This window comes from Paracoccus sp. 228, assembly GCF_000967825.1.
In the GTDB taxonomy this organism is placed as follows: Bacteria; Pseudomonadota; Alphaproteobacteria; order Rhodobacterales; family Rhodobacteraceae; genus Paracoccus; species Paracoccus marcusii.
The window spans coordinates 236,981-249,469 of the sequence record NZ_JYGY01000003.1; the positions used below are offsets into that span (position 1 = coordinate 236,981).

Annotated in this window: 12 protein-coding genes; 6 read left to right on the forward strand and 6 right to left on the reverse strand. The window is 70.0% G+C overall.

All coding sequences use genetic code 11. The features are described 5' to 3' along the window. Positions 1-44: 44 nt before the first annotated feature. Entirely contained in the window at positions 45-1,286 is a 1,242-nt protein-coding gene (locus SY26_RS10765; RefSeq protein WP_046000510.1) for an ABC transporter substrate-binding protein, read from the reverse strand. 181 nt (positions 1,287-1,467) lie between these two features. Here SY26_RS10765 and SY26_RS10770 point away from each other — a divergent pair, with 181 nt between their 5' ends. The 3 genes from SY26_RS10770 to SY26_RS10780 all read left to right on the forward strand — a co-directional run bounded on the left by SY26_RS10770 (position 1,468) and on the right by SY26_RS10780 (position 4,063). Further along, on the forward strand, positions 1,468-2,172 hold the full coding sequence (locus SY26_RS10770; protein WP_045981924.1) for a response regulator transcription factor: 705 nt from the start codon (positions 1,468-1,470) through the stop codon (positions 2,170-2,172). After that, on the forward strand, positions 2,159-3,571 hold the full coding sequence (locus SY26_RS10775; protein WP_052715234.1) for an ATP-binding protein: 1,413 nt from the start codon (positions 2,159-2,161) through the stop codon (positions 3,569-3,571). Before SY26_RS10770 ends, SY26_RS10775 begins: the two co-directional genes overlap by 14 nt. A 69-nt stretch (positions 3,572-3,640) precedes the next feature. Continuing rightward, positions 3,641-4,063, forward strand: a complete 423-nt coding sequence (locus tag SY26_RS10780; protein WP_046000512.1) for a hypothetical protein — start codon at positions 3,641-3,643, stop codon at positions 4,061-4,063. Here the strand turns inward: SY26_RS10780 and SY26_RS10785 are convergent, their stop codons facing one another. From SY26_RS10785 to SY26_RS10800, 4 genes are all read right to left on the reverse strand, one after another. Beyond that, a complete protein-coding gene (locus SY26_RS10785) occupies positions 4,064-4,804 on the reverse strand; it encodes an amino acid ABC transporter ATP-binding protein (RefSeq protein WP_046000513.1) in 741 nt (246 codons plus the stop codon). Beyond that, a complete protein-coding gene (locus SY26_RS10790; protein WP_045981920.1) occupies positions 4,801-5,475 on the reverse strand; it encodes an amino acid ABC transporter permease in 675 nt (224 codons plus the stop codon). Before SY26_RS10790 ends, SY26_RS10785 begins: the two co-directional genes overlap by 4 nt. A gap of 1 nt (position 5,476) precedes the next feature. Further along, positions 5,477-6,232 (reverse strand): amino acid ABC transporter substrate-binding protein, encoded by a 756-nt coding sequence (locus SY26_RS10795; protein ID WP_046000514.1) that lies wholly within the window; start codon positions 6,230-6,232, stop codon positions 5,477-5,479. Positions 6,233-6,404: 172 nt separating this feature from the next. Then, on the reverse strand, positions 6,405-7,031 hold the full coding sequence (locus tag SY26_RS10800) for an enoyl-CoA hydratase/isomerase family protein (RefSeq protein ID WP_046000515.1): 627 nt from the start codon (positions 7,029-7,031) through the stop codon (positions 6,405-6,407). A gap of 75 nt (positions 7,032-7,106) precedes the next feature. On the opposite strand from SY26_RS10800, the gene SY26_RS10805 reads away from it, so the two are divergent. The 3 genes from SY26_RS10805 (at position 7,107) to SY26_RS10815 (ending at position 10,914) form a co-directional block, all read left to right on the forward strand. Next, positions 7,107-8,723: a DUF2125 domain-containing protein gene (locus SY26_RS10805; protein WP_046000516.1), complete on the forward strand. Its 1,617-nt coding sequence runs from the start codon at positions 7,107-7,109 to the stop codon at positions 8,721-8,723. A gap of 66 nt (positions 8,724-8,789) precedes the next feature. Then, the gene (locus tag SY26_RS10810; RefSeq protein ID WP_046000517.1) at positions 8,790-10,151 is read left to right on the forward strand and encodes a TldD/PmbA family protein; all 1,362 of its coding nucleotides are present in this window, start codon (positions 8,790-8,792) and stop codon (positions 10,149-10,151) included. Next, positions 10,138-10,914 carry a 3'(2'),5'-bisphosphate nucleotidase CysQ gene (locus tag SY26_RS10815; protein ID WP_046000518.1) on the forward strand — a complete coding sequence of 259 codons (777 nt, stop codon included), beginning with the start codon at positions 10,138-10,140 and terminating at the stop codon, positions 10,912-10,914. Before SY26_RS10810 ends, SY26_RS10815 begins: the two co-directional genes overlap by 14 nt. On the opposite strand, the gene SY26_RS10820 is transcribed toward SY26_RS10815, so the two are convergent. Beyond that, positions 10,911-12,449 carry a hypothetical protein gene (locus SY26_RS10820; RefSeq protein ID WP_046000844.1) on the reverse strand — a complete coding sequence of 513 codons (1,539 nt, stop codon included), beginning with the start codon at positions 12,447-12,449 and terminating at the stop codon, positions 10,911-10,913. The two genes, SY26_RS10815 and SY26_RS10820, sit on opposite strands and share 4 nt — an antisense overlap. Positions 12,450-12,489: the final 40 nt, after the last annotated feature.

Sequence of the window (12,489 nt, forward strand, 5' to 3'; positions counted from 1 at the left end):
AACCCCGCGCCCGCGATCCGGGGCGCGGGGTCGTCAGGCCGTGATCACATCGCGTTGGCGACGGCGTCGGCCAGTTGCGCCACGGCGTCGTCCGACGACATGTCGCTGTTGAAATGCGCGGTCACCACGTCGGTGATCGCACCGGCCGGCGCGCCGCGCAGCGCCATGCCATGCGCATAGCTGGGCAGCAGGGAGCCGTTTTCCGCATCCGCGGTCATATCGGCGTTCGACTGCTTGGCGCAGTCGTCGAAGTCGTCCAGCGCCACGTCGGTACGGGCCGGGATCGAGCCCTTGTTCAGGTTGAACGTCTTCTGGAAGTCCGGGCCCATGATCAGGCTGGCCAGAAGGGCCTGGCCCTGCTGCTTGTCCTCGCCGTCCAGCTCGAAGAAGGCGAAGCTGTCGACGTTGTAGAGGAAGCCCTCGCCCGGGGTGGGCGCGCAGACGAAGTCGACGCCCGGCTGCTTGCCGGCGGCCAGGAACTCTCCCTTGGCCCAGTCGCCCATGATCTGGAAGGCGGCCTCGTTGTTCATGACCATGGCCGTGGCCAGGTTCCAGTCACGACCCGAGAAGTTGTCGTCGACAAAGCCGCGGATGGTCCGCATCTGGTCGAAGACCTGCTTCATCGTGTCCGAGGTCAGCGCCTCGGGGTCCAGATCGACCAGCGCCTGCTGATAGAATTCCGGCCCGCCCAGCCCAAGAACGACCGTCTCGAAGATGGTCGCGTCCTGCCAGTTCTGACCGCCATGGGCCAGGGGCGTGATGCCCGCGGCCTGCAGCTTCTCGGCCGCGGCGTTGAACTCTTCCCAGGTCGTGGGCATCTCGATGCCGTTCTCGTCCAGGATCTGCTTGTTGCCCCAGATCCAGTTCACGCGGTGGACGTTCACCGGTGCGGCGCACCACTGGTCCTCGCACTTCATGTGGGCGGCGATCTGCGCGGGCAGCACGTCCGCCCAGCCGTTCCCCTCGGCAACAGTGCCGATGTCGGCCAGGCCGGTCTCCTCGTACCATTCCTGGATCGCGGGGCCCTTCAGCTGCACGGCGGTCGGCGCGTTGCCGGCCAGCACACGGGCGCGCAGCGCGGTCATCGCGGCGTCACCGCCGCCGCCGGCCACGGGCATGTCGGTCCAGGTGCCGCCCTCGGCCGCGAACTGCTCCTGCAGGACGGCGACCGATTTCGCCTCGCCGCCGGACGTCCACCAGTGCAGCACCTCTGCGGTGGGTTCGGCCATCGCCGGCGCAGCCAGCATCACGGCGGTCGAAGCCGCCAGAACGGATTTGATGTTCATGGATCCTCCCAGATCTATCCCGCGCGGATTCGGTGATCCGCGTGTGGGTCGATCATGCCGCAAGCCCAGTCATGTCCGCAACGCAGTGCAGCCATGCGCCCAGCAGTTTTCGCAGCGTTACGTTACAAACTGTTACGTAACCCCTCCCTGCGATGCTAGATCACGGATCGGAGGACTGTTGATGAGCCTGCACCGCCTTCTGCTGGTCGAGGATGACGCCGACATGGCCGCCATGCTGGCCGCCTATCTGCAGCGCCACGGCCTGCACGTGACGCGCGCCGACAGCCGCGCGACCGCGCTGGCCGCGCTGCGTGGCGGCCGGGTGGACCTGATCCTGCTGGACGTGTCCCTGGGCGATGACGACGGCGTGGCGATCTGCGCCGAGATCCGCGAGGCGCAGGACGTGCCCATCATCATGGTCAGCGCCCTGTCCGCCGACCACCAGCGCATGGCCGGCTACGAGGTCGGTGCGGACGACTATATCGCCAAGCCCTTCAACCCCGACCTGCTGCTGGCGCGCATCCGGGCGGTGTTGCGCCGCGCGGGCCGGGCACCCAGCCTGTCCCACCGCAAGCGCGACAGCGTGCTGCGGTTCGCGGGCTGGCGCTATGACGCGCGGCGCGACGAGGTGACCGCCCCCGGCGGCTGGCAAGTCAGCCTGTCGTCACGCGAAACAGCGCTGCTGCGGGTGTTCCTGGCCAATCCGCTGATCCCCCTGACCCGCGACGAGATCGCCGCCGCGCTGGACGATGACGAGGCGGCCGAGGGGCGCGCGATCGACATGCTGGTCGGCCGGCTGCGCCAGAAGACCGACCCGGCGCTGATCCGGACCGAACGGGGGCTGGGCTATGTGCTGTCGGCCGAGGTCGCGCGTGACGCTGACTGACCGCCTGTCGCTGCGGGTGGTGGCAAGCCTGTGGGTCGTGCTGGCGATGCTGGCGGGCGGCGGGTCGGTCTGGCTGTGGACCGCCAGCGACGCGACCTGGGACGCGCATCTGAACCGCGCCTACATCGCCGGTCTGGCGCTGGCCGACAGCCTGGAGGCGGGCAGCGCCCTGCCCCAGGGCCTGTCCCAGGTCCAGCTGCGCGCCGCGCCCGACCTGCCGCCCGGCTGGCGGCAGACGGTGATCACCCTGACCGGCGGCGGCAGGCCCGACCTGTCGCAGGGCGCGCGGCTGTCGGTGCGCATCCAGTCGCCCGACCTGACCTATCCCGCGGCCGAGGTGCAATCCGTCGGCGGCGGCAGCCAGGCCGCGGGCCTGGCCTCGATCACCCGCACCCTGGCGCGGTTCTGCAGCGAGCCGCGGCTGTTCGTGCAGCAGGACACCGGCCCATGGATCCGCGTGGACGGTGCGCCCGTCTGGGGCTGCCAGGCCGCGCCGCCCGACCGCCGCCTTCTGGCCGGGGCGCTGGCCCTGGGGGCGCTGGCCCTGCTGCTGGGCTGGGTGGCGGGGGTCGCGGGGGCGTTCACCGCCTTTGCGGCCGCGCTGCGCGATCACCGCGCCCGCACCGCCGCCCTGCCCGTCGGCGGCGTGATCGAGCTGCGCCAGACCGCCGAGGCCGTGAACGCCTATGTCGCCCAGGACCGCGCCGCGCTGGAGAACCGGGCCCTGGTCCTGTCGGGGGTCAGCCACGACCTGGGCACCCCCGCCACCCGTCTGCGCCTGCGCAGCGCGATGATCGAGGATGCCGCCCTGCGCGACCGCCTGGACCGCGACATCGACGAGATGACGACGATGATCGACGGCGTCCTGACCTATACCCGTGCCGAGATCGGGGCCGAACCGTTCCGCCAGCTGTCCCTGACGTCGCTGGCCGAGGCGGTCGTGGCCGATTACCAGGACGTGGGCCTGCCCGTGACGCTGCGCCAGTCGTCGCTGCCCCCTGCCCGCGCCGGCACGCTGTTTTCACGAACCACCAGCCGTCCGACGATGGACAGCCACGCCCTGCTGATGCGCGGCCAGCCCACCGCGCTGCGCCGCGCGTTGTCCAACCTGATCGACAACGCGTTGAAATACGGGCGCGAGGCGCAGGTGCTGACCGGCGGCGACGCGGACGAGGCCTGGATCTCGGTCACCGACCGCGGATCGGTCCTGACCGAGGACGATCTGGCGCGCCTGACCGGGGCCTTTCAGCGCGGAGAGAATGCCGGCACTGCCAGCGGCGTCGGGCTTGGCCTGGCCATCGTGTCGACCATCGCCGCGCAGCATGGCGGACGGCTGGAATTCCACCGCGCGCCGCAGGGTCTGGAGGCCCGCCTGGCACTGGCGCGCAGCTGGGCGTAAGACGGGCCGACGGAACTCTTGCGAACAAAACCGCGTTTTGTTGGGGAATTCGCAAGAAAGGCTATCATCATGACCCGTGCAGACCGCATCACCCGCCTTGGCTGCGCCGGCGTCGTGGCGCTGCTCAGCGTCACGCCGGCGTTGTCGGCCAGCCCCAATCAGCCAGTTCAGGGCTGGAGCGCGATGCAGGGCATTGAGCCTGCCGCCCTGGTGGAGGATATCCAGACCATGCCGGTTTCGGAAATGGCCGTCGACGACCAACCCTATTGCGCCGATGATGCAGAAATCGCCGCGACGTTGGAACAGGATTTCGCGGAACATCCCGTCGACATGACCGGCGTGCAAGGCACCCAGCTGTGGGGGTCAGATCAGCTGGGGACATGGACGCTGGTCGCGCCGCGCGATGATCAGACCAGCTGCATCATCGCCAGCGGCATCGGCTTCAGCGATGACCGCAGCACGCAGGCCTATTTCCAAGTCGCAGGGCTGTAATCAGCCCACACGACGCAAGAAGGCCCGTGTGCGGTCGTCCTGCGGATTGCCAAAGATCTGCGCAGGCGGCCCCTGTTCCACGATGCGCCCACCTTCCATGAAGACCACCCTGTCCGCGATTTCGCGGGCAAATTGCATTTCATGGGTCACGATCAGCATGGTCTGGCGTCCGTCGGCAATGCGGCGGATCAGGTCCAGAACCTCGCCCACCCATTCGGGGTCCAACGCGCTGGTCGGTTCGTCGAACAGCATCAGGTCGGCGTCCAACGCCATCGCGCGACCGATGCCGACACGCTGCTGCTGACCGCCGGACATGGCCGCCGGATAGCTGTCGCCCCGATCCGCCAAGCCGATCTGGGTCAGAATGTCATCCGCCCGCGCCCGCGCCTTGTCGGCGGACCAGCCGCGCACGGTGGTCAGCCCTTCGGTGACGTTGCCGCGGGCGGTCTTGTTGGCGAACAGCGCATAGTTCTGGAACACGAACCCCGTCCGCCGCCGCAGGCCCAGGATCTGCGCCTTGGTCGCGCGTGCGGCATCGACCGTCACGTCGCCCATGCGGATCGTGCCCTGATCGGGCGTGTCCAGCCAGTTCAGGCAGCGCAGCAGTGTCGATTTCCCAGTTCCAGACGGCCCGATGATCGCCACGCGTTCCCCCGGCTCCAGGCACAGGTCGATGCCGTCCAGAACCGTGTTGTCGCCAAAGCACTTGACCAGTCCGGTGATCTCGATCTGACAGCTCATCGTGCGACGGCCTTTCCAAGGCTGGATTCCAGCCGGCGCTGGCCGACCGACAGGGTTTCGACGATCACCCAATAGAACAGCGCGACCACCAGGAACGCCTCCAGGTACAGAAAGCTGCCTGCGGCCTCCTTCTGGGCGGCGCCCATCATCTCGGTCACCCCCAGGGTGAAGGCCAGCGAGGTGCTTTTGATCATGTCGATGAAATAGTTCATCAGCGTTGGCGCCGCGGTCCGCGCAGCCTGGGGCAGGATGATCCGGCGCAGAAGCTGTCCCTGGGTCATGCCGATGGAGGCTGCCGCCTCCCACTGGCTGCGGTCGACGCCCAGGATGGCGCCGCGGATGCTTTCGGCCATATAGGCCGAGAAATGCAGCGTCAGGCCGATGATCGCGGCGGTGACGCCGTCGATGCCGGTCATCGCAGGCACGATCTGGGGCAAGCCGAAATAGAACAGGAACAGCTGCACCAGCAGCGGCGTGCCGCGGAAGAAGCTGATGAACACCGCCACGATGCGGTCCAGGACCGGCACGCGCAGCACGCGCACGATGGCCAGCGCCGACCCCAGGGTCAGCGCCGCCACCATCGCGACGATCGCCATGAACAGCGTCAGCGGCACATAGCCGGCGATGACCGGGACCAGGTCCCACATGTAGGCGGTGTCCAGAGGCCGCATGTTACTGCGACACGGGCTGCGTCACGTCGGCATCCAGCCATTTCTGAGAGATCTCGGCCAGGGTGCCGTTCTCCTTCAGGGTGGTGATGGCCGCGTCAACGCGGTCGCGCAGCGCCTGACCGGCCTCGTCTTTGCGGAATGGCAGGGCGTTCCTGATCTCCGAGAAGGGCTCTCCGGCCAGTTCCAGCGGCAGCGGGCTCTGCGCGATCACCTGGGCCGAGGACACGCGGTCCATGACGAAGGCGTCGACCCGGCCCAGCGCCGTGTCCTGTTCGATGTTGCTTTCATAGGTGCGGATGTCGATCTGGTCGGCATTGGGCAGTTCGCGCAGCAGCTGTTCGAAGTTCGACCCCAGGTTCACCGCGACCGTCTTGCCGTCCAGGCTATCCGGCCCCTCGATCGCGGCCGGGTTGCCCTCGCGCGTGACGATCTGGGCGCCGTCATAGACATAGGGCTGGGTGAAGGCGAATGCCGCCTCGCGTTCGGGGGTGATGGTGATCTGGTTGGCGATGGTGTCGATGCGGTTCGATTCCAGCGCGCCGATCAGGCCCGAAAAGGACATCGTGACGAATTCGACCTCGTCGCCGGTCTCTTCGGCGATGGCGTTCAGGAAATCCACCTCGAAGCCCTGCAGTTCATCCGCACGGGTGAAGGTGAAGGGGAAATAGCCGCCGGACATGCCGACGCGGATCGTGTCGGCCGCGGCGGGCAGGGCGGTGGTCAGGGCAAGGGCGGCGGTCAGGACAAGCGTGCGCACGGGAAATCTCCATAGGTTCTTGGACGTTACCTGCGATCTGGCAATGCGATCCGCAAGCGGGGCGGTGGCAGAAAAGGACAAAGATGCGGCAGGCCGCAGCACCGCGGAACAAGCCCTGCTGGCGCAACGGCGGGCGGGGAACTTCGTTCCATGACGGGTCCGGGGACCACGATCAAGCGCGCGAAGGCTGCGTCATCGCCTTGATCGTGGCGACATGGGCGGGGTCGGCGGCCAAGGCATCGGTGGCCAGGGCGCGCGCGGCCTCCATCAGGTCGGGCGCGGGCAGGATGCGGTCGACCAGGCCCCAGGCCAGCGCCTCGGGCGCGTGGATCCGGGCGCCGGCCATCAGGATCATCCGCGCCCGCGCGGGCCCCACCAGCGCCACCAGGCGGGCCGGGTCGCTTGGCTGCGGCAGAAAGCCCAGCCGCATCACCGGATAGAAGAACCTTGCATCGGGCACCGCCAGGCGGATGTCGCAGGCCAGCGCCATGCCGAAGGCGCCCCCGGCCAGCGACCCGTTCAGCGCGGCGACGGTCAGGCAGGGCAGGGCGGCCAGCGCGGCGGACAGATCCTCCCATTCGGGGGCCGTGGCCAGGCCGGCGCGGGCCTGGTCCAGGTCCGCGCCGGCCGAAAAGACCCGGCCCGCCCCGGTCAGGATCAGCGCCCGCGCGCCGCTGTCCAGGGCCTGCGCCACACCCGCGCGCAGGTCGCGCAGCATGTCGGCGGTCAGGGCGTTCGCCTTGTCGGGGCGGTCGATCGTCAGCAGGGACAGGCCGTCCCGGTGGTGGCTGCGGATCACGACTTGTTCCCTTTCCCTTTCGGCGGCACTGTGTCAGGAATCCCCCCGATTTCAGGTTTGCGAAAGGTATCCGCCATGAACCGTCCCCTTGCAACCTCGGCGCTTGCGCTGATCCTGGGCGCGGGCCCGGCCCTTGCAGACGTCACCCCCGCCGAAGTCTGGCAGAGCCTGCAGGACAGCTATGAACAGATGGGCTATGCGGTCCAGGTCGGGTCCGAGGATGCCTCGGACGAGGCGATCACCCTGACCGACGTGGTCCTGACCGTCGACGGAGAGGCCGATGCCCCGGACATGATCCTGACCCTGCCCGAAATCGTGCTGACCGCGGTCGGCGACGGCACCGTGCGGTCGGTCGTGGGCGGCCAGATGACGCTGGAGAGCAGCGCCGTGCCCGAGGGCGACGACGAGGCCGTGGGCTTTTCCATGACCATGGACGCCCCCGGCAACGAGACGATCAGCTCGGGCACGCCCGAGGTGCTGACCCATGACGTGACCATGCCCACGCTGACCATGTCGGGCCGCGCGCTGGACGACCGGAACGAGGTTCCGCTGACCGCCACGCTGACCGGCGTCACCGGCAGCCAGACCGTCACCACCGCCGCCGACGGCGCCAGCACCCAGACCTTCGAGGGTCGCGCCGATGCGCTGGAGGCGCAGATCACCGCCTCGGGGCCGTCGCTTGCCGCCACAGATGCGCCTGAAACCGCGCCCGACGCCACCGACGCGCCGGAGGCATCCGAGGCGCCCGACGCCCCGGCGGCCACCGCAGAGACCGATGATTTCCAGGCCACGATCACCATCGCCGACCTGACCATGCAGGGCGACGGCACCAGTCCTGCGGGCGAGGTCAACTTTGGCAGCCAGCCCACGCAGGCGCTGCAGGCGGGCTTTGGCGGCAAGGGCAGCTTTGCGATGGGCGCGACCAGCGGCAGCTTCACCGCCAGCACCCTGACCGCGGATGGCAGCCGCAACGATTCCGAAGGCAGCTTTCAGGCGGCAAGCGGCACGCTGGCCGTCGGCATCTCCAAGGACGGCCTGTCCTACGAGGGGGGGCTGACGGACATGACGACCAACCTGACCGCCACGGGCATGCCCTTCCCGATCGCCTATGGCGCGGCGGAGAACCGGTTCCGGCTGGCCATGCCGATCGTGGCATCCGACCAGGAACAGCCCTTTGCGTTGACCTATGTGCTGGACGGGCTGACTCTGGACGACGCGATCTGGCAGGCGCTGGACCCCGAGGCGGCGCTGCCGCGCGATCCGGCCAGCCTGACCATCGACCTGGAAGGGACGGCCCTGCTGACGCAGAACTTCATGGATCCCGACTTTCCGCAGCCGGTGGAGCCCGGTCCGGACGGCGCCGCGCCCATGCCCCTGCAGCCGCGCAGCCTGACCATCAAGGAACTGGCCCTGGACGCCGTGGGCGCCACCGCCGACCTGTCCGGTGCGCTGACCTTCGGCGAGGATCCCAGCCAGCCCCTGGGCAAGATCGAGGGCACGTTCGGCGGCATCAACGGCCTGCTGGACACGCTGGTCGCGATGGGCGTCGTGCCGCAGGAGCAGCTGATGGGTCCGCGCATGATGATGGCGATGTTCGCCCGCCCGGTCGAGGGCAACCCCGACCAGCTGCAGACCGAGATCGAGTTCCGCGAGGGTGGCGCGATCTTTGCCAACGGCCAGCAGATCCAGTGATCCGCATCCCTTGACAGCGGGCCGGGGCATCCGTCCCGGCCTGATCCTTTCGCCTGTGAGGCCTGCATGACCGACGCCGCCGACCCCCTTCGCCTTCAGCGCCTGTCCGAGGCGCTGATCGATGCCGCGCGCCGTGCCGGGGCCGACCAGGCCGACGCGCTGGCCGTCGACGGGCGGTCCGTCAGCATCGACATGCGGGCCCGCGCGCTGGAACAGGCCGAACGCGCCGAAGGGCTGGAGATCGGGCTGCGCGTGCTGGTGGGCGGGCGCCAGGCGGCGGTGTCGTCGTCCGACCACCGCGACGCCGCCATCGTCGAGATGGCCGCCCGCGCCGTCGCCATGGCGCGCGAGGCGCCGGTGGACGATCATCTGGGCCTGGCCGATCCCGGCCAGCTGGCGCGCCATCGCGACGTCGTCGGCCTTGAACTGGCCGACGACGCGCCCGAACCCGAACCCCAGCACCTGCAGGACCTGGCGCAGCGCGCCGAGGCCGCGGCGCTGGACGTGGCGGGGATCTCTCAGGTCGAGGCGGCCAATGCCAGCTACAGCCAGCGGCGCATGTGGCTGGCCGCGTCGAACGGGTTTTCGGGCGGCTATGCCCGGACCGGGCATTCGCTGTCGGTCGTGGCGATCACCGGCGAGGGGCTGCGGATGGAGCGCGATTATGCGGGCGAATCCCGCACCTTCGCCGCCGACCTGCCCACCCCCGAGGAGATCGGCGCCCTGGCCGCGGAACGCACGCTGGCCCGCGCAGGCGGGCGCAAGCCGCCGACGGGCGCCTATCCCATCCTTTATGACCGCCGCGTGTCGGCCTCGCTGATCGGCCATCTGCTGTCGGCGGTGAACGGGTCGTCCATCGCGCGCGGGGCCAGCTGGCTGCGGCGCGACCTGGGCCAGCCCGTCCTGCCCGCCGGGATGGACCTGGCCGAGGATCCGCTGCGCCCGCGCTATCCCTCGTCGCGCCCCTTCGACGCCGAGGGACTGCCCACGCGGGCGCGGATGATCGTGGCCGACGGCGTGCTGCAGGGCTGGACGCTGGACCTGGCCACGGCGCGCAAGCTGGGCATGGACAGCACCGCATCGGCGGCGCGGGGGCTGGCCTCCAGCCCCTCCCCCAGCCACAGCAACGTCATCCTGACGCCGGGGCGCGTCAGCCGCCAGGACCTGATCGAACGGATGGGCACCGGCCTGATCGTGACGTCGATGCTGGGGGCGTCGGTGAATGGCACCACGGGCGATTATTCCCGCGGCGCGGCCGGGTTCTGGGTTCAGGACGGCCGCATCGCCTGGCCGGTGAACGAATGCACCATCGCGGGCAACCTGCGCGACATGCTGATGACGCTGGAGGCCGCCGACGACGCCCTGCCGTGGCGCGGAACCGAGGTGCCCAGCCTGCTGGTCCAAGGCATGACCGTTGCCGGGGGCTGAGGCCGACCTGGACCTGCTGACCGCAGCCGCGCGGGACGCGGGGCGGATCGCCCTGCGGTTCTGGCGGCGCGATCCGCAGGCCTGGGACAAGGGCGGCGGCGCGGGCCCGGTCACCGAGGCCGACCTGGCGGTCAACGACGCCCTGCACGCGACCCTGACCGCCGCGCGCCCCGATTACGGCTGGCTGTCCGAGGAATCCGAGGCCGACCCCGCCCGCCTTGACGCCGAACATTGCTTCATCATCGACCCGATCGACGGCACCCGCGCCTTCATCGACGGGCAGGACGGGTTTTCCCATTCGCTGGCCGTGGCACGGGGCGACCGGATCGTGGCCGCGGTCGTCCACCTGCCGGTGCTGGACCTGACCTATGCTGCCTATGTCGACGGCCCCGCCACGCTGAACGGCGCCCCCATCGCCCCGACCGATGCAGCGATCGAGGGCGCACGGGTGCTGACCTATCGCGCGGTGGCCGATGCACCGAACTGGCACAGCGGCATGCCCGGATTCCGGCGCGAGTTCCGGTCGTCGCTGGCGTGGCGGCTGTGCCTTGCGGCCGAGGGACGGTTCGACGCGGCGCTGTCGCTGCGCGCGGCGTGGGAATGGGACATCGCCGCCGGGGCGCTGATCGCGGAACGCGCAGGCGCGCGCGTGACCGACCGGCGGGGCCAGCCGATGCGGTTCAACAGCGAGGCCGCGCAGGTGGACGGGCTGATCGTGGCAGGCTCGCGCCTGCACGGCGCGCTGCTGGCCGCGCTGCGCTAGATCAGCCGGGATCCTGCGACCTGCAGCAGGCCCAGCCTGCGCAGGCTGTCCACCGGGTATCCGTCGCTGCCCATCAGATCCAGGCTGAAATCCGGCTCCAGCCTGCGCAGGGCCAGCAGGGCGCGGACGGCGCCTTCCTCGTCGCGCTGCGCGTATCGCAGGGCGGCCAGGAAGCGCAGGGCAGGGCGGTTGTCGGGGGCAAAGCGGTGCACGGCCTCCAGGTGGCGGGTGGCGGCGGACAGATCGCCCGCGCGCATCATCGCCACCCCGATTCCCAAGTGCCAATTGGCGGGATTCAGGCTGGACAGCGCCTGGTCCAGCCCGGCCCGCGCCTGCGCCGCGGAATCGGCAAAGCGGTCGACACCGGCCAGCGCGCGGGAATGGGCCAGCCGCGCCAGGGGGTTGCCCGGATCGGCCAGCACGGCCTGGCGCGACAGGTCGAAGGCGATCTGGTCGCGGTCCAGATAGGCCTCGACCACCGATTGCACGGCCAGGGCGGTGGCGTGGAAGGGCGCGGCCCGACGGGCGCGGGCGGCAAGCTCTGCCGCCTCGGCGATGGCCTGGCGGGGATCGGGGGTCAGGCGTTCAAAGGCGTGGGTCGTGCGGATCCAGGCGCGCAGCGACAAGGTCACTGCCGGGGTGATGCTGTCGCCCAGCTGCGCCAGGACCTGATCGGCACGCGCCAGACGGGACGCGGAAAAGCTGAACACGTCCGCGAACGAGATTCCCATCGCCGCCCCAAGCGCCCGCCCCTGGTCCAGCACCTGCAGCATCCCCAGGCAACAGCGCGCGGCCAGGTCGTCCAACCGTCCGTCCAGGCCGGCCAGCGGCGCCGTCAACCTCTGTGACCACATCACCCGGCCCGACGGCTGGTGGATCAGCCGCACCAGCAGGCTGAAGACGCCGCCCTGCACGTTCGCCATCGACGATACCCGCACATAGGCCCCCCGCGGCGCAGCCCCCGGCGAAAGGACCGCGATGGGCAGTAGGTCTGCGGCCCTGCCCGCGGCCTCGGACAGGATCATCGTGGCAAGCACCATCGCATCCTGCCCGATGGACACCGGATCGGACAGCAGCAAGTCGGGCAGCGCATCCGCCGTGGCGACCTGGGGCGTGCGGGCGGCCGCGGTCTGGCGCGCATCGCGCAGCCAGTCCTCGAACTCGGGGTCGGGAATGTCCAGGTCGGCCGCGAATTCGGGCATCTGGCCGTCGGGACCAGGGCGGGCGGCCAGATCCACCTGCACCCGGTCGGGGTCCAGCCCGACCCAGCCCGGCCCCGTGACCAGCGCGTCGCGGGCGGGGCCAAGGCCCTGGCGGATCTCTCTCAGCAGCTGGCGTAGGCTGGCATTGCCGTGATCGGGGTCGCGGTCGCTGAACAGCAGGTCCTGCAGCCGCGCCCGCGTGACGCGCAGACCCCGGGCCGTGCCCAGTACCGCCAGCGCCCCCCGGGCTCGCATGCCCCGCGGCGTCAGACGGCGGTTGCCCGGGCCGGTCATCTCGACCGGACCGATCAGGTGCAGGGTCAGACGGTCCATGGCGTTGTCCCAAAGGGCGATTTGCAAAAGGTTATCCAAT